The organism is Micromonospora maritima, assembly GCF_902825405.1.
In the GTDB taxonomy this organism is placed as follows: domain Bacteria; phylum Actinomycetota; class Actinomycetes; order Mycobacteriales; family Micromonosporaceae; genus Micromonospora; species Micromonospora maritima.
Genome location: NZ_CADEAU010000067.1, coordinates 1 through 17,139 on the forward strand (window position 1 = coordinate 1; position 17,139 = coordinate 17,139).

At 72.9% G+C, this 17,139-nt stretch carries 14 protein-coding genes and 1 pseudogene; 6 read left to right on the plus strand and 9 right to left on the minus strand.

The genetic code is table 11. The features are described 5' to 3' along the window. Together HUW36_RS09675 and HUW36_RS09680 are read left to right on the plus strand one after the other, a co-directional pair. A pseudogene (locus HUW36_RS09675) lies at positions 1 to 254 on the plus strand (IclR family transcriptional regulator); the annotation flags it as partial. Between the two features lie 218 nt (positions 255 to 472). Further along, entirely contained in the window at positions 473 to 1,495 is a 1,023-nt protein-coding gene (locus tag HUW36_RS09680) for a PDDEXK family nuclease (protein WP_174527824.1), read from the plus strand. 114 nt (positions 1,496 to 1,609) lie between these two features. On the opposite strand, the gene HUW36_RS09685 is transcribed toward HUW36_RS09680, so the two are convergent. From HUW36_RS09685 to HUW36_RS09695, 3 genes are all read right to left on the minus strand, one after another. Further along, positions 1,610 to 3,298 (minus strand): S8 family serine peptidase, encoded by a 1,689-nt coding sequence (locus tag HUW36_RS09685; RefSeq protein WP_174527825.1) that lies wholly within the window; start codon positions 3,296 to 3,298, stop codon positions 1,610 to 1,612. An 88-nt stretch (positions 3,299 to 3,386) separates the two neighbouring features. After that, complete coding sequence (locus HUW36_RS09690; RefSeq protein WP_174527826.1) at positions 3,387 to 4,082, minus strand: HAD family hydrolase; 696 nt, start codon at positions 4,080 to 4,082, stop codon at positions 3,387 to 3,389. After that, complete coding sequence (locus HUW36_RS09695) at positions 4,079 to 5,041, minus strand: EamA family transporter (protein WP_174527827.1); 963 nt, start codon at positions 5,039 to 5,041, stop codon at positions 4,079 to 4,081. Before HUW36_RS09695 ends, HUW36_RS09690 begins: the two co-directional genes overlap by 4 nt. 72 nt (positions 5,042 to 5,113) lie before the next feature. On the opposite strand from HUW36_RS09695, the gene HUW36_RS09700 reads away from it, so the two are divergent. After that, entirely contained in the window at positions 5,114 to 5,659 is a 546-nt protein-coding gene (locus tag HUW36_RS09700) for a CGNR zinc finger domain-containing protein (protein ID WP_174527828.1), read from the plus strand. Here HUW36_RS09700 and HUW36_RS09705 read toward each other — a convergent pair. From HUW36_RS09705 to HUW36_RS09730, 6 genes are all read right to left on the minus strand, one after another. Beyond that, entirely contained in the window at positions 5,626 to 6,219 is a 594-nt protein-coding gene (locus HUW36_RS09705) for a GNAT family N-acetyltransferase (RefSeq protein WP_281357505.1), read from the minus strand. The two genes, HUW36_RS09700 and HUW36_RS09705, sit on opposite strands and share 34 nt — an antisense overlap. Before the next feature lie 63 nt (positions 6,220 to 6,282). Continuing rightward, a complete protein-coding gene (locus HUW36_RS09710) occupies positions 6,283 to 7,692 on the minus strand; it encodes a class II fumarate hydratase (RefSeq protein WP_174527829.1) in 1,410 nt (469 codons plus the stop codon). Positions 7,693 to 7,735: 43 nt separating this feature from the next. Beyond that, positions 7,736 to 10,717 (minus strand): AfsR/SARP family transcriptional regulator, encoded by a 2,982-nt coding sequence (locus HUW36_RS09715; RefSeq protein ID WP_174527830.1) that lies wholly within the window; start codon positions 10,715 to 10,717, stop codon positions 7,736 to 7,738. A 265-nt stretch (positions 10,718 to 10,982) separates the two neighbouring features. Beyond that, a complete protein-coding gene (locus HUW36_RS09720; RefSeq protein ID WP_174527831.1) occupies positions 10,983 to 12,650 on the minus strand; it encodes a fumarate hydratase in 1,668 nt (555 codons plus the stop codon). A 76-nt stretch (positions 12,651 to 12,726) separates the two neighbouring features. Further along, on the minus strand, positions 12,727 to 14,160 hold the full coding sequence (locus tag HUW36_RS09725; RefSeq protein ID WP_174527832.1) for an outer membrane protein assembly factor BamB family protein: 1,434 nt from the start codon (positions 14,158 to 14,160) through the stop codon (positions 12,727 to 12,729). Positions 14,161 to 14,263: 103 nt separating this feature from the next. Continuing rightward, positions 14,264 to 14,770, minus strand: a complete 507-nt coding sequence (locus HUW36_RS09730; RefSeq protein WP_174527833.1) for an Lrp/AsnC family transcriptional regulator — start codon at positions 14,768 to 14,770, stop codon at positions 14,264 to 14,266. A gap of 140 nt (positions 14,771 to 14,910) precedes the next feature. On the opposite strand from HUW36_RS09730, the gene hppD reads away from it, so the two are divergent. The 3 genes from hppD to HUW36_RS09745 all read left to right on the plus strand — a co-directional run. Then, positions 14,911 to 16,116 (plus strand): 4-hydroxyphenylpyruvate dioxygenase, encoded by a 1,206-nt coding sequence (gene hppD, locus HUW36_RS09735; protein WP_174527834.1) that lies wholly within the window; start codon positions 14,911 to 14,913, stop codon positions 16,114 to 16,116. A 10-nt stretch (positions 16,117 to 16,126) separates the two neighbouring features. After that, the gene (locus HUW36_RS09740; protein ID WP_174527835.1) at positions 16,127 to 16,831 is read left to right on the plus strand and encodes an RDD family protein; all 705 of its coding nucleotides are present in this window, start codon (positions 16,127 to 16,129) and stop codon (positions 16,829 to 16,831) included. A 142-nt stretch (positions 16,832 to 16,973) separates the two neighbouring features. Beyond that, positions 16,974 to 17,139: DUF2510 domain-containing protein (locus HUW36_RS09745; RefSeq protein WP_174527836.1), on the plus strand; the 166-nt coding region annotated here is incomplete at its 3' end.

Sequence of the window (17,139 nt, forward strand, 5' to 3'; positions counted from 1 at the left end):
GGACCGGCTCCCGGCACCCGCTGGAGCGGGGGGCGGCCGGCCGGGCGGTGCTGGCCGGGCGGGCCGGGGGGACCGGGCCGGTCAGCACCAGCGGCGAGTTGCAGTCCGGCGCGTACGGGGTGGCGGCCCCGGTGCTCGGGGTGCCCGGGCTGGAGGGGAGCGTGGGGGTGGTCTCGTTGACCCCGCTCGACGTGACCGAGGTGGGCGCCCAGGTCACCGCCGCGGCCGAGGCGGTCGCCGCCGCCCTCTCCTGATCCGCCCGCCCGGCCCGCCGCGCCACTACGCCGAGGTGGGGGTATCCGAGCACCCGGGACACCCCCACCTCCCGGTAGTGGAGTCGATCAAGCACTGACCAGCGGTCATAGCACAACCGCGGGTCGCGCGGTGGTTGTCCACAGGGCCCGGCGGGGCGGGGCCGCCGCGGCTGTCCACAGGGGTGTCGGGGCCGCCCGGGCACGGCCACGCTTGTCGCATGCCACCTCATCCTCATCGACCGCCGGAGTTGGCCTGGCAGGTGTTCCGTGGCTCGGACGCGATCCGCCGCAATCTGCTGTCCCGGCACCAACTTCGGGGCGCGTCCTGGATCCGGCTCCGGCAGGACGTCTACGCCGACGCCCGGCTCGACCGCGACCACGCCCTGGCCTGCCGCGCCGTCCTGCTCCGCATGCCAGATGGCGCTCTGATCGCCGGGCCGTCGGCCGCCTACCTGCACGGCGTCGAGCACGCGGCCGGGTTCACCGACGACGTGCACGTCCTCCTCCCGGCCACGGTTCGGGCCGACTCGCAGCCGGGGGTCCGCGTGCACCACGCCCCGATCGCGACCACCCGATCGGGCCTCCTGGTCCCCGCCGGCTCCCGCACACCCGCGGGCGCTGTCCCGACCGCGCGGACCACCACCCCACCTCTGGGTGCCGGCACGTCACCCGTGACGGACCGCCCGCCCGGCCCGCCGATGATCCTGGCCGGCCCGCCGCCGCGTACCGATCCGGCCACCTGCGCCTGGGAGACCGCGGTCTGGGCCGAGCCGGTGAAGGCGGTCGGCATCATCGACGGCCTGCTCCGTACCGGTTCGGTGGGCCGCGCGCAGCTGGCCGGCGAAGCGGCCCGCAACGTCGGCCGCCCCGGAGGCCGACGGGCCACGTGGGTGTTCGGCCTGACCGACGGGCTGGCGCAGTCCCCACCCGAGTCCCACCTGCGGGTCCGGCTGATGTTCGCCGGGCTTCCGCGTCCCGTGGCACAGCATCCGGTACGTGTGTCGACCGGCCTGGTCCTGCATCCCGACCTGGCCTGGCCGGAGTTCCGGGTCGCTGTCGAGTACGACGGCCAGTGGCACTCCGACGCGGACCGGATGCACCTCGACCGGCGTCGACTCAACCAGCTCGTCGAGGCCGGCTGGCTGGTGCTGCACGTGACCGGCCGCCGGCTGCGCAGGGAGTTCCCCGCCCTGGTGCGCGAAATCCGCGCCGCCCTCGTGGCCCGGGGATGGCGGCCGTGAGCAACCGCGCCGCCGGGGCCGCCCCCAGCCGACCGAGCAGCCGTGGAACGGGCCGGAACGCCGACGTGGCGGCGTCCGGGAGGGCCGGACACCGCCACGCGGGGCGAACAGGTGTTACGGACGGGCGTTGGGCTTCAGCGGGGTCTTCACCGCGGCGTAGGCGTCGACGATGCCGTAGCCGTAGAAGCCGTTGAAGTTCAGCGAGCCCGCGCAGTACGCGTTGAACTCGGCGTCCCGACCCTCGTTGGTGTAGGTCTGCAGCCGCGGCTCCGGGCAGGCGTGCTCGGCCGCCGTCCGGTAGAGGTGCTGCTCGACCAGGTCCGGCGACATGCCGAAGCCGTTGCGGCCCTGCTGCTTGCCGTACCGGCTGACGATCAGCGCGGCCACGCCGGCGGCGTGCGGGGACGCCATCGAGGTGCCCTGGAGGTAGGTGTAGTAGCCACACTCACCCTTGGCGGTGCACTGCTTGAACACCGAGTTCTCGAAGCCGGCGACGATGTTGCCGTCCTCGTCGACCGAGCCCTCCTCCTGGAGCACCTTCTTCGGGTACGTGGAGAGGATCATGTTGGCGTCGGCGCGGTAGGTGTCGGTGCCGAAGCCGTCCCGGAACCAACCACCCGGAGCCGCCACCGAGATCTGCTCGGTGCCGTAGTTCGAGAAGTCGGCCTTCTTGCCGGACGGGCCGACGGCCGACACGCCGATCACGTGCGGGCCCTCGGTGGGCAGGTCCCAGCAGCTCGCGTTGTCGATCGGCCGCGGGTACGGGTCGGCGCCGTAGTCCGGGCTGCTCACGTCGGTGCGCGGGTCGCCCAGGTCCTCGTGGTTGTTGCCCAGCGCGCCGACGAGCGTGACGCCCTTGCGGTGCGCGAAGGTGAGCGCCCGCTTCATGGCCTCGATGATGGTCCGCTGCTCGGCCTGCGCCTCCGGCGAGTCGGCCGGGTTGGCGGTGCAGTTGTAGAGCCACGGGTCGACGTAGAAGGACATGTTGACCACGTCCAGGCCGGAACGGCCCGCGTAGACCAGGGCGTTGACCACCGGGTTGAGGAAGAAGTAGCCGCTGTCCTGGCCACCCTTCAGCTCGACCAGGGAGACCTTCGGCGCCACGCCGGACAGGCCGAAGCCGTTGGCGGCGGCGCCGATGGTGCCGGCCACGTGCGTGCCGTGCCCGCCGTCGTCGGTGCCGACCGGGTCGAGGCAGCTCGCCACCTCGCACGGGCCGTCGACGTCGGTGAGGTCCGGCGCGAAGTTGCGCGACAGCGCCCAGTTGAAGTTGGGGGCCAGGTCCGGCTGGCTGGCGTCGACGCCGGTGTCCAGCACGCCGACGGTCACCCGACGGTCACCCGGCTCGATCGTGCGGGCCTTGTCGGCCCGGATCATGTCCAGGCCCCAGAGCTTGTCGTCGAGCGGGTCCATCTTCTTGGCGTTGCCCTTGGCGGCCTTGCCCTTGGTGGCGACGGCGGCCAGCAGGTGCTCCTGCTCGACCCGGTCCAGCTTGGGCTTGCGGCCGATCGCCTTCTCCTCGGCCGCACCGAGCAGCGCGCCGGCCGCGGTGGCCCGGCTGGCGAAGTCCGCCCGGTCGCTTGTCACCTGGAAGAGGCCGACGTCGTCGGTACGGGAGACGACCTTGCCACCGGCCGCGGTGATCGCGGCGATGGCGGCGTCGCTGGAGACGCCGCTCTCCGCCAGCACGGTGAAGGTCCGGGTGCTGGACGGCGCGGCGGTCGCCGGGACGCCCAGGCCGGTCACCGTGAGTGCCAGCGAGGCCGCAGCCGCGACCGCGCCGGCGGTGAAGCGCTTGCTCACCACATCAGATCCTCTCGTTGAGGGACGTGGTGTCATCCCACATCACGGGAGCGAGTTCCGCCAGATCCCCGTCCGGTATAGACCGCAATCAGGCATTCGCACTCGTCAACGCGGCCACGACCTCGGGCAACCTGGTCAAGGTGGACACCTCGGCGTCCGGTGCCAGCCCGGACGGGCGGGGCAGTCCGCCCCGGTTCAGCCACACGGCCCGCAGCCCGGCCCGCTGGGCGGCGAGCACGTCGTGCTCCGGCGAGTCGCCGACGTGGACGATGCGCGCGGCCGGCAACCCGGCGGCCGCGACCACGGCCGCGAAGAACTCCGGTGCCGGCTTCTTCGGTAGGCCGTCCTCGTGGGCGTACACCTCGAAGGCGAACTGGCCCCGGAGGCCGCAGCGTTCGGCGCGGCTGTTGCCGTTGGTGGCGAAGCCCAGCAGGTGGCGCGGGCGCAACGCGGCCAACGCGGGCAGCGTGTCGGGGAACGGCCTGCTCAGCGCGTACCGGCGGGCGAAGAACAACGCCGCGAACTCGTCCAGGTGCGCGGCCAGCCCGGCCCGGGCCAGGGACCGGGCCAGCGCGGCCCGCCGGATCTCCTGCACCGGCGCGGCGCTGAGCGCGCCGAAGACCGCACCCCAGTCCCCCTCCAGGTCCGCGAGGGTCACCTCGGCCGCCGCCGGGGTCCACCGCCGCATCTCCTCCAGTACGGCGACCAGCCCGCCGGTGACCGCCGGGCGCAGGTCGACCAGGGTCTCGTCGGCGTCGAAGACGACCGCGCTCCGTGCGGTCATCGCTCGCCGGTCAGCGCCGGCTCGGCCGGGGCGGGTGGCGCCGGTTCGGGCCCGGCCCGCAGCTCGTCCGTCCGGACCAGTGCGACGCCACCGACGATGAGCGCCCCGCCGGCCAGTTGGATGCCGCCGGGCAGCTCGTCCAGCACCAGCCAGGCGATCAGCACCGCGAACATCACCTCGGTCAGCCCCACGAAGGAGGAGAGCCGTGCGCCGAGCAGTCGTGCTCCGGCGACGCCGGTCAGGTAGGCGACCACGGCGGCGATCAGCGACAGGCCGGCGATCGGCACCAGCCAGCTCACCTGGTGCCCGGCGAAGCTGACGTCCCCGGTGCCGGCGGCGAGCGGCAACGCGCCGACCGCGCCGAGCAGCAGCAGGGCCAGCGCACCGACGGCCATGCCGCCGCTGGCCACCACCACGGAGGGCAGGTCGGCGTCGAGGCGGCCGGCGATGACGAAGTAGCCGGCGAGTCCGACGCCGGCGCCCAGCCCCCAGAGCACGCCCACCGGGTCGAGCCGGCCGGCGCCGGTGAGGTCGAGGACGAGCACCAGCCCGCACAGGGCGGTCAGCGAGCCGGCCACGGTCAGCAGCCGGGGACGCTGCCCGTGGACGAGCCACATCCAGCCGACCACCAGCACGATGCCGAGGTATTCCAGCAGGAGCGCCACCCCGACCGGGAGGTAGCGGACCGCGTTGAAGAAGCAGGCCTGGGCCAGCGCCACCCCGAGCAGCCCGAACAGCACCACCGTGACCCCGTTGCGACGCAGCACCGGCCACCGGCCGCGCAGGGCGAGCAGGGCGGGCACGGCCAGCACCAGCGCGGCGATGCCCACCCGGGCGATCACCACCGCGACGGCCGACCACTCGCCGGTGATCAAGGGCCGGGCGAACGTGCCCGAGGTGGCGAACGTGAGCGCGGAGAGCAGGGCCAGGCCGAGCCCGGCGCCGGACCGTTCACGCATGGGCATTCCCCCGTCATCAGTCAAGTGGCGTTATGCTGATGACGCTAGGTGGAACCTCCGACAGGAGTCAAGTTGCTTTTTGCCCATGACACGGAATGCGGGCTGCTGGCCGCCGCCGCGCTGGTGAACACGGGCGGAGCGGGTCGGGAAGGGTTGCCCGACGTGGCCGCCCTCGACGCCTTCTTCACCACCCACGGGTGGAGCGGGCGGCACGAGCACACCGACGCGGAGCTGCGTCAGGTCCGCGCGCTGCGGCCACGGTTGCGCCGCATCTGGCACACCGACGCGGACGAGGTGGTCGAGATCGTCAACGGCCTGCTCCGCGAGTCGCACGCGCTGCCGCAGCTCATCCGGCACGACGACGAGCCGTACCATCTGCACGCCGTGCCGCGGGACGCGCCGCTGGCGACCCGGATGGCGGTCGAGGCCGCGATGGCCATGGCCGACCTGGTCCGCACGGGTGAGCTGCGCCGGCTGCGCCACTGCGACCACCCCGACTGCGACAACGTGCTCGTCGACCTGTCGAAGAACAGGTCCCGCCGGTTCTGCGAGGCCGGCTGCGGCAACCGGGCCGCGGTGAGCGCCTACCGCGCCCGCAGGGCGGCGTCCCACTCCTGACGCAGACCGGGCCACTCCTCGCGGCGCAGCTCGTACTCCACCTCGCCGTGCTCCGTGCCGGGGATCGGGTCGTCGAACGTCAGGTGGAACGTGCGCACCCAGCGCAACCCCGCGCGGGCCAGCACCGCGCGGGAGCGGTCGTTGACCGCCATCGTCTGGGCCCAGACCCGCCGCACGCCGACCGTCTCGAACGCGTGCCGCACCAGCGCCCGCGCGCCCTCGGTGGCCAGGCCGTGCCCCCATGCGGAGCGGCGCAGCCGGTAGCCCAGCTCCGCCTCGGCGCCGTCGTCGGACGGGTCGAGCGCGAGCCAGCCCAGGAACTCGTCGGTGAACCGGTCGAGCGTCGCCCAGCGGCCGAGCCCGGGACGACGGCCGTACTGCCCCAGCAACCGGGGCAGCACCTCGTGCCGGATCGTCCCGGCCGGCGTCGGTTCCCCGTTGCTGAGGAAACGCATGACCTCCCGGTCGGCGTCCAGCTCGACCAGCCGGCCCACGTCGTCCATGGTGAACCGGCGCAGCGTCAGCCGCGCGGTCTCCAGCAACACCCCGTCGTCGGACACGGTCGGATCATCCCGTGCCCGCGGTGACGGGGCGAGGCAATTACCGGCGTCACGCCGTCCCGCTCAGGGGTGGGTCATCCGGAGCAGGTCCAGCGCCTCGTCGAGCTGGGTCTCGCTGAGCTTGCCCGAGTCGACGTGCCCCCGGGAGATCACCACCTCACGGATGGAGACCTGCTTGGCCAGCGCCTCCTTGGCGATCGAGGCGGCCTCGTCGTAGCCCAGGTGGCGGTTGAGCGGGGTGACGATCGACGGCGACCCCTCCGCGTACGCCAGGCACACCTCGGCGTCCGCGACCAGGCCGGCCACCAGACGCTCGGCGAAGAGCCGACTGGACGCCGCGATCAGTTTGATCGACTCCAGCAGGTTGCGGCCCATGACCGGGAGCATCACGTTCAGCTCGAAGTCGCCCTGCGAGCCCGCGAACGCCACCGCCGCGTCGTTGCCGATCACCTGGGCGCAGACCTGCCGCATCGCCTCGGCCACCACCGGGTTCACCTTGCCCGGCATGATCGACGAGCCGGGCTGGAGGTCGGGGATACGCAGCTCGCGCAGGCCGGCACGCGGCCCGGAGCCCATCCAGCGTACGTCGTTGGCGATCTTGTAGAGGCCGACCGCGATGGTGCGGAGCTGGCCGGACGTCTCCACCAGCGCGTCCCGGGCGCCCTGCGCCTCGAAGTGGTTGCGCGCCTCGGTCAGCGGCAGGCCGGTCGAGTCCCGCAGCCGGCCGATCACCTTGCCCGCGAAGCCGAGCGGGGTGTTGATGCCGGTGCCCACCGCGGTGCCGCCCAGCGGCAGCTCGGCCAGTCGGGGCAGCACCGCCTCCAGCCGCTCCACGCCGTAGCGGACCTGGGCGGCGTAGCCACCGAACTCCTGCCCGAGCGTGACCGGGGTGGCGTCCATCAGGTGGGTACGGCCGGCCTTGACCACCGTCTCGAACTCGGCCGCCTTCTCCTCCAGCGCGCCCGCGAGCTGCGTCAACGAGGGGATCAGGTCCTCCACCACGAACTGGGTGGCGGCCAGGTGGATCGAGGTCGGGAAGACGTCGTTGCTGGACTGCGAGGCGTTCACGTGGTCGTTCGGGTGGACGTCGCGGCCCAGCTCCCGACCGGCCAGGGTGGCGATGACCTCGTTGGTGTTCATGTTGGACGAGGTGCCGGAGCCGGTCTGGAAGACATCCACCGGGAACTGGTCGTCGTAGCCGCCGTCGGCGACGTGCGCGGCGGCCGTGGCGATCGCCTCCGCCAGGTCCGCGTCGATCACCCCCAGCTCGCCGTTGACCTGGGCCGCCGCCCCCTTGATCTGGGCCAGGGCCTTGATCTGGGCCGGTTCGAGGCCGCGCCCGGAGATCGGGAAGTTCTGCACCGCGCGCTGGGTCTGCGCCCGCCACAGCGCCTCGGCGGGCACCTCCACCTCGCCCATCGAGTCGCGTTCGATCCGGTAGCCGGTCGCCTCTGGAGTCGTCACGCGTACCATCCTGCCGCGCCGACCGCCGGTGTGCAGGGAAAGCGGCGGGCGCTCAACCCAGCTCGGCCAGCAACTCCTCGGTGGCCCACCGGTCCGGCGACTCGATCTGACGGAACAGCGCCACCGCCCGGTTGGCGTACCGCCGGGCCTGTTCGGCGTCGGTCCGGCACAGGCACCGGGCCATGCCGTCCAGCGCCCGGGCCTGCTCGTAGCGCGCGCCGAGTCGGGTGGCGTCGGTGAGCACCCGGCGGTGCAGGTCCAACGCGCTGCTGACGTCGCCCTGGTCGAGGATCGCCCGCGCCAGCAGGTTCCGGGAGGCGCACTGCCCGACCAGGTCCCCGGCGTCGGTCATCGCGGCGAGCGCGCTCCGGTGCCGGGCGGCCGCCCGGTCCGGGAACCCGGCCTCGCGTTCCAGCACGCCGATCTCGTTGAGCACCTCACCCTCGCCGTAGCGGTTGGCGGCCCGCCGCTTGAGGTGCAACGCCGCGCGCAGGAGCCGCCGGGCCGGGCCCCGGTGGCCCAGCCGGCGCCGGGCCATCGCGACATGACCCACCGCCTGGTTCAGCTGCCGGAAGTCCCCGGTCTCCCGGGCCAGCAGGAGATGCCGGCGGGCCACCTCCAACGCCTCCTCGTGGCGCCCCCAGGAGAGCAGCGCGATCGACAGGTTGTTGAGCACGTTCGCCAGCGCCGCGGGCTCGTCCAACTCCCGCGCGAGGCGCGCGGCCGCCGCGTACGTCTCGATCGCCCGCCGGTGGTCGCCGTTGTGGGAGTAGGCGGTACCCAGGTTGCTCAGCGAGTTACGGAGCGGGCTGCGCAGACCGAGCCGCCGGTAGATCTCGACGGACGCTTCGGTGAGCCGCGCGGCCTCGGTGAAACGGGCCCGACGGAAGTGCGCCGAGGCGAGATAGTTGAGCGTCATCGCCACGGCCTCGTCGTCCTGCAGCGACCGGGCAGCGCGGAGACCGATGGTGTGCGCCTCGATCAACTCGTCGAGGTGCCCCCCGTCGAAGTGCGCCTTCCAACAGGCGCGGGCGAGCTGCCAGCAGTAGCGCGGGAAGCCTTCGACCTCCGCCAACCGGATCAGGGCGAGCAGGGCGGCCCCGTTCTCGTCGAACCAGGGTCGGCCGAGCGCGGCCGCGGCGGCCACGAGGTCCGGCCGGGCCGGGTCGGGCAGGACGAAGAGGTGACCGGCGCCGGTCAGCTCCATGACCCGGGTGATCGCGGCAGCGACCTGAAGGTGGTGTTCCAGGAGCCGTTCGAGCGCCGCCCGACGCTCCACCGCGGTCTCGCGTTCCGCGCCGAGCGTGCGCGCGTACTCCCGGATCAGGTCGTGCAGCCCGAAGCGACCCGGTTCCACCTCCTCCACGAGGTGCGCGTCGACCAGCTCGTCCAGCGCGTCCTGCGCCTCCGGCAGCGACAGGTCGGCGAGCGCCGCCGCCACCCGGTTGTCGACGCGGGCGCCCGGGTGCAGCCCGATCAGACGGAAGACGCGCTGCGCGGCCGGCGCCACCTGCTCGTAGGACAGGGCGAAGGCCCGGGCCACCGAACGTTCCCCGGCGGTCAGCTCGGCCAGCGGGTCCGCCGCGCTCGCCAGCCGCTCGGCCAGGTCGGCCACCCGCCACCGGGGCCGGTGCGCGAGCCGCGCACCGGCCAGTCGCAGGGCGAGCGGGAGGTGGCCGCAGCGGCGGGCCACCTCCGCGGCGGCCTCGGGCTCGGCCCAGACCCGCTCCGCGCCGGCCACCCGGGCGAGCAGTTCCACCGCCTCGTCGGCGTCGAGCAACGGCAACGAGGACGGCCGGCCGCCGTCAAGCCCGATCAGCCGCCGCCGGCTGGTGATCAGCACCAGGCAGTCCGGGCCGTTGGGCAGCAACGGTACGACCTGGGCCGCGTCCGCCGCGTTGTCGAGCACCACGACGGCCCGTCGGCCGGCCAGCTCGGAGCGCCACATGGCCAGCCGGTCCGCCAGATCCACCGGTACGCGCTCGGCCGGCACACCGAGCTGCCGGAGCAGGGTGGCGACCGCCGCCGTCGTGGTCAGCGGGCTGCGTTCACTGTGTCCGTGCAGGTCGACGAAGAGCTGCGCGTCCGGGAACCGCTCGCCCAGCGCGGTCGCCACCTGGACGGCGAGGGTGGTCTTGCCACTGCCCGCCATGCCGTCGACCAGGTGGACCCGGACCCCGTCCTGTTCGATCTCCTTGACCAGCCGGGCCACGGTCTGCTGCCGGCCGGTGAAGTCGCTGATCGCGCGGGGCAGTGCCCGCACCGGCGTGGCGGCGCGCGTGTCCGACCCGCCCAGCGCCAGGTCGCCGGCGAGCACCCGCTGGTGCAGCTCCTGCAACGCCGCGCCGGGTTCGATACCCAGCTCGTCGGCGTAGATCCGCCGGCCCTCGCGGTAGACGGCGAGCGCGTCCGCCTGGCGCCCGAGGGCGGACAGGGCCAGCATCAGCTGCCCGCGCAGCCGCTCGCGCAGCGGGTGGCGTTCGACGTTCTCGGTCAGCTCGTCGACCAGGTCGGCCGCGCGCCGCAGCCGCAGCTCGACGTCGACGCACTCCTCCAGCACCGCGAGCCGTTGCTCGTCGAGCGTCTGGGCCCGCCGCCGGACGCTCCGGGCGGGGATGCCCGCCAGGGCCGGGCCACGCCAGAGCCTCAGGGCCGACCGGTAGTGACGCTGCCCGTCCACCACCCGGCCGCCGGCCACCGCCGCGCGGGCCGTCTCCACCTCGCGGGCGAAGACCTCGGCGTCGAGGTCGTCCGGCTCGATCCGGATGCCGTAGCCGGCCGGGTCGGTGACGATGGTCTCGGCGGGCAGCCCGAGCAGTGTGAACCGCTGCCGCAGCCGCGACACGCAGATCTGGAGCTGGGCGCGGGCGGTGGCCGGAGGACGCTCCTCCCAGACCGCGTCGACAAGCTCCTCGGTCGGCACCACCCGACCGGCGCGCAGCAGCAGCACAGCGAGCACGATCCGGTCCCGACCCGCGGTGACGGTGGCTTCCCCACCGCCGACCCGCAGGGGTCCCAGGATCCCGAAACGCATCTGTGCCACCACCCGCCCCCGTGTGTGCAACTTCCAGCAGCGTAGCCCGGTGGTCACGGAACGCCCTGTCGAGGCGATAGCGATCTGATAGCGGATCGACAGCGACGGCGGCCAGACTCGTCCCGGGTTGTCGGTGACGGCATCCGACGGGGGCGGTGCGCCCGTCCGGCCCTCCGGCCGGGCGGGCGCACCGATGTCGGTGCACAGCGGACACGCGGAGGGGCGCCCGGGACCGGTCCCGGGCGCCCCTCGCGTCGTCAGCGGGTCAGCGCCGGCCGACCGTGAGCACCGGCTTGGTGACCTCGGCGAAGAAGTCGTTGCCCTTGTCGTCCACGACGATGAAGGCAGGGAAGTCCTCCACCTCGATCTTCCAGACCGCCTCCATGCCCAGCTCGGGGTATTCGAGCACTTCGACGTGCTTGATGCAGTCCTGGGCGAGGCGGGCGGCCGGCCCGCCGATCGAGCCGAGGTAGAAGCCGCCGTGCGCCGCGCAGGAGCGGGTGACCTGGCCGGACCGGTTGCCCTTGGCCAGCATCACCAGCGAACCGCCGGCCGCCTGGAACTTCTCCACGTAGGCGTCCATCCGGCCGGCCGTGGTCGGGCCGAACGAGCCGGACGCGTAGCCCTCGGGCGTCTTGGCCGGGCCGGCGTAGTAGACCGCGTGGTCGCGCAGGTATTGCGGCATCGGCTCACCGGCGTCCAGCCGCTCGGCGATCTTGGCGTGGGCGATGTCCCGGGCGACCACCAACGGGCCGGTCAGCGACAACCGGGTCTTCACCGGGTACTTCGACAGCTCGGCGCGGATGGAGTCCATCGGCCGGTTCAGGTCGACGCGGACGACCTCCTCGGTCTCCAGCGTCTCGTCGGTGACGTCGGGCAGGAACCGCGCCGGGTCGGTCTCCAGCCGCTCCAGCCAGACGCCGGACGGGGTGATCTTGGCGACCGCCTGCCGGTCGGCCGAGCAGGAGACCGCGATCGCCACCGGGCAGGAGGCGCCGTGCCGGGGCAGCCGGACCACCCGCACGTCGTGACAGAAGTAGCGCCCGCCGAACTGCGCACCGATGCCGAAGTTGCGGGTCAGCTCCAGCACCTCGGCCTCCAACTCCAGGTCGCGGAAGCCGTGTGCGCTCATCGAACCCTGCGTCGGCAACGCGTCCAGGTACTTCGCGGAGGCGTACTTCGCGGTCTTCAGCGCGTACTCGGCGGAGGTGCCGCCGATGACGATGGCCAGGTGGTAGGGCGGGCAGGCCGCGGTGCCGATCAGCCGTAGCTTCTCCTCCAGGAACTGCATCATCCGCGTCGGGTTCAGCAACGCCTTGGTCTCCTGGTAGAGGTAGGACTTGTTGGCCGAACCCCCGCCCTTGGCCATGAACAGGAACTTGTAGGCGTCCGGGTGGCCGTCCGGGTCCTCGGCGTAGAGCTCCACCTGGGCGGGCAGGTTGCTGCCGGTGTTCCGCTCGTCCCACATGGTCAGCGGGGCGAGCTGCGAGTAGCGCAGGTTGAGCCGGGTGTAGGCCTGGTAGACGCCGCGCGAGATCGCCTCCGCGTCGGTGCCGTCGGTGAGCACGTGCCGCCCGCGCTTGCCCATCACGATCGCGGTGCCGGTGTCCTGGCACATCGGCAGCACGCCGCCGGCCGCGATGTTGGCGTTGCGCAGCAGGTCCAGCGCGACGAACCGGTCGTTCGGCGAGGCCGCCGGATCGTCGATGATCGACCGGAGCTGGGCCAGGTGCGCCGGGCGCAGGAAATGGGCGATGTCGTGCATCGCCTCGGCGGTCAGCGCGGTCAGCGCGGCCGGCTCCACGGTGAGGAACCGGCGGCCACCCGGGCCGTTGACGACGTCCACACCCTCGTCGGTGACCAGGCGGTACTCCGTCTGGTCGGGACCGGTCGGCAGCAGGGGTGCGTACGAGAAGGCGGCGGCACTGCTCATGACCGAAAAGCCTAGGGCAGAGCCGTCGATCGGTGACACCCGCCGGTGGGTCGTGGGACGCCGCTCTCACCCGGCGTCACTTGCCGTCGGCGCAGAGTTCCTTCTTCGGACCGCAGCTGCCCTGGTCACTCGGCGGACGCCAGGTGTCACCCGGGTCGGGCGCCGGCACGGCGTCCTCGTCCGCCGGCGGCGCTCCGCCGGTCCCGGCGCCCCAGCGCACGTACCCGATCTCCCGCCCCTCGCCGATGATCATCCCGTTCGGGCCGACCGCCAGCGCGTTCGCCGACGTGCGCAGCTCGACCAGCACCCGACCCCCGCGCGGCTCGACCGCGACCAGCCGGGACGGCTTCTCCTCGCTGATCACCGCCGCGTACGGGGTGAGCGCCGCGCCGATCTTGCCGCCGGACGGTCGGGTCCACCGGGTCCGCTCGGCGGACAGCTCCCGGCCGAGCAGCGAGTCCTTGTCGGCGCTGCGCACCACCGCGTACCGGTCGTCGACCGCGAGCAGCTTCTCGCCCTCCGCGCCGACCTGGAGCAGCCGACCGTCGTAGCCGTCGAGCACCGCCTCCCGCCCGTCCGGCGCGACGCCGATGAGCACGTTGCGGGCCCCCTGCGGATCCTCCCGCTGCACGCAGCCGGCGTAGTCGGCGGTGCGCAGGTTGATCCCGGTCCGCCGCCACACCTGCTGCCCGGTGGCCGGGTCGACGGCGGTGACCACGAAGTAGCAGCTGCCGTCCCGGGAGGTCGCCGCGATCCGGAGCAGCCGCCCGCCGACCACCGCCAGGCGCTCCTCCCGCCCGGGCTGGACGTTCTGCAGCACCCGGCCGGTGGCCGTGTCGACCACGTGCACCCGGCCGTCGACCGGGAAGCCCAGCAGCGGCGGGACCGACTCCGGCCCGGCCACCCCGCCGTCGATCCGGGTCGCGCCCAGCCGTCGGGTGCCGAGGAGTTCCGGGTTGTCGGCGAGCACGCCGCTGTGCACGCCGGGCAGGAACGCGCTCCACAGCGGAGTCGTCCCGCGCGGCTCCCAGGCCCGCAGCGTGCAGTCCGTGGCCTGCACGCAGTACGCGTCGAGCAGCAGGTTCCGGTACGTCCAGACGGCGATGGCACGCTCGTCCCGGCGGCGGGTCACGCCGGTCACCGGGTCGAGCACCTCGTACCCCTTGTCCAGCAGCTTGCCCACGGCGACGACCGACTCCCGGCCGCTGCCGGCCACCGCCGACCAGTCGGCCTTGCGCTCCCAGAGCTGGCTGCCGTCGGCGAGGTTGCGCGCCTCGATCCGGGTGCGCTGCTCCACGATCACGGTGTCGCCGGCGATGGTGACGCTGCGCGGGGTGCCCCCGACGCGTTGCTGCCAGACCACGTCCGGCTCGGAGATCGGCTTGCTCCGGTCGACCCAGTCCCAGAGGCCGGGGAACGGGTTCCAGACCCCGGTGGCGGCGAGCACGACCACGGTGACGAGCCCGAGCAGCAACCAGCCGCGTACGCCTAGGCCCTTCACACCGCACACGGTAGCGACGATCACCGCTGCACCGGGCCGCGCGCGGGGCGTGTCGCGCCGCTTCTTGCCCGGGTTCAGATGTTAAGAGGGGCCCCCTCCTCTACCGGATGCGTTAAGCGGGGGCCCTTCCTTCCCCCCGGGCGGCGGAGCGGACCAGGGGCAGCGTGCGGTAGGGGATCTGCTCGGCCAGCGCGATGATGGTGGAGGCGCGCCGGATCCCCTCCGAGGCGACGATCTGGTCGATGACCCGCTGGAGGTCGGTGTTCGACCGGGCCACGATCCGGCACAGCAGGTCGCTGGAGCCGGTGATGGTGTGCGCCTCCAGCACCTCCGGGATGGCGGCCAGGTGCGCGGTGACCTGGTCGTGGCCGTGCCGCTGGCTGATCTCCAGGGTGACGAAGCTGGTGACCCCGAAGCCGATCGCGGCCGGCGAGATGTCCGGCCCGAACCCGCCCACCACCCCGCGGTCGACGAGCTTGTCGAGCCGCGCCTGGACCGTGCCGCGGGCCACGCCGAGGCGCCGCGAGCACTCCAGCACCCCGATCCGGGGTTCCTCGGCGAGCAGTTCGATCAAGCGGGCGTCCAGCTCGTCGAGCTGTACATCCTGACCAGTGTTCATGGTGAACAACGGTACCGAATGCGCAACCTGACCAGGAATATCGTCAACTATTGCCCAACTCACGGTCACCCGTAGATCCTCGCCGGAAGAGCACATCCGCGGCGGCCCACGAGGCCGGCCGGTACGCGAGGGAGGCCACCATGACCCAGGCGATCGACCGACCCCAGTCGACCGAGGACGTCGACGCCGACGTTCTCGTCGGCGCCGTCGACCACGACATCAGCCGGGACCCGTTCCCGGTCAAGGGCCTCGACCACCTGCACTTCCTGGTCGGCAACGCCAAGCAGGCGGCGCACTACTACTCCACCGCGTACGGCATGACCTGTGTCGCCTACCGCGGGCCGGAGCAGGGCTACCGCGACCACGCCCAGTACGTGCTGACCAGCGGCTCGGCCCGCTTCGTGCTGACCGGCGTGGTCCGTCCGGGCGCCGAGGGCGAGGCGCACGTGGCCACGCACAGCGACGGCATCTCCGACATCGCGCTGGAGGTGCCGGACGTGGACGCCGCGTACGCGCACGCCACCGCGCAGGGCGCGACCGGCCTGGTCGAGCCGCACGACGTCAGCGACGAGCACGGCACCGTCCGGATGGCGTCCATCGGCGCGTACGGGGACACCCGGCACACGCTCGTCGACCGGTCCCGCTACACCGGGGTGTTCCTGCCCGGCTTCGTGGCCCGCGGCCCGATCGTGGACCGGCAGCCGATGATCGACGCCGGCCTCCAGCCGAAGCGCTTCTTCCAGGCCGTCGACCACGTGGTCGGCAACGTGGAGCTGGGCCGGATGGACGAGTGGGTCGAGTTCTACAAGCGCGTCATGGGCTTCACCAACATGGCCGAGTTCGTCGGCGACGACATCGCCACCGACTACTCGGCGCTGATGAGCAAGGTGGTGGCGAGCGGCACCCGCAAGGTGAAGTTCCCGCTCAACGAGCCGGCCGTGGCCCGCAAGAAGTCGCAGATCGACGAGTACCTGGAGTTCTACCAGGGCCCGGGCGCCCAGCACGTCGCGGTGGCCACCAACGACATCCTGGCCAGCGTGGACGCCATGCGTGCGGCCGGCGTCGAGTTCCTGGACACCCCGGACTCCTACTACGAGGACCCGGAGCTGCGGGCCCGCATCGGCAACGTCCGGGTGCCGATCGAGGAGCTCCAGTCGCGCAAGATCCTGGTGGACCGGGACGAGGACGGCTACCTGCTCCAGATCTTCACCAAGCCGGTGCAGGACCGCCCCACCGTCTTCTTCGAGCTGATCGAGCGGCACGGCTCCCTCGGCTTCGGCAAGGGCAACTTCAAGGCCCTGTTCGAGGCGATCGAGCGGGAGCAGGAGAAGCGCGGCAACCTGTAACACTGTCGGCGTGATCGAGCCTCCCCCGAACAGCACGCCGCCGCCCGCCGGGCCCCCGCCCGCGGGCGGCGGCTTCGCGCCGCCCACCGGCCCCGCGGTGCCCGCGCAGCACACGCAGGCGTACGCCGGCCCGCCCGGCCACCCGCCCCCGGGGTACGCCCCACCTGTCGGGTTCGTGCCGCCGACCCTGGCCCCGAACGGTCAACCGCTGGCCGGCTTCGGAGAGCGGCTGGTGGCCTGGTTGATCGACACCGCTCTCGCGTCGGCGGTGCTGATGGTGCTCTTCGCGCCGGTCTTCATCTGGCTGTTCGTGCGGATGATCGACCGGATGCCGACGGCCGGCCCGGACGGCACCGTGGTCGAGCCCGACCCGTCGATGATCTTCGGCGACTTCCTCCTGCCGCTGCTCCTGGCCGAGTTGGGGCTGTTCCTGCTCCTGCTGGTCTTCTACTGGCTCTACCACGTCGAGTACGCCCGCCGGACCGGCCAGACGCTCGGCAAGAAGGTGATGAAGCTGCGGATCGTCCCGCTCCAGCCGGACGCCCCGTTGACCCGGGGCGCGTTGGGCAAGCGCTACCTCGTCGAGTTCGTCGCCGGTTCGCTCGTGCCGTTCCTCAACTACCTGGACGGTTTCTGGCAGCTCTGGGACAAGCCCTGGCAGCAGTGCCTGCACGACAAGGCGGCCGGCACGGTCGTCGTTAAGGTTGCACCGTGAGCGCGAGGAGTGAGCCGGGCCTGCGAGCCCCGCAGTCGCGAACTGACGGGAGCACCGTGAGCGCGAGGAGTGAGCCGGGCCTGCGAGCCCCGCAGTCGCGAACTGACGGGAGCACCGTGAGCGCGTACCCGAAGGCACAGCTGTGAGTGTGGAACCTGGCTGGCACGTCGACCCGGCCGATCCGGAGACCCGCCGGTGGTGGGACGGTGAGGGCTGGGTCGGTGCGCCGATCCCGGTCGACGCCACCCCGCCCGACGGTCCGCCGCCCGCCGAGCCCGAGCCGGCCGCCGTGGCGCCGGGCACCGACC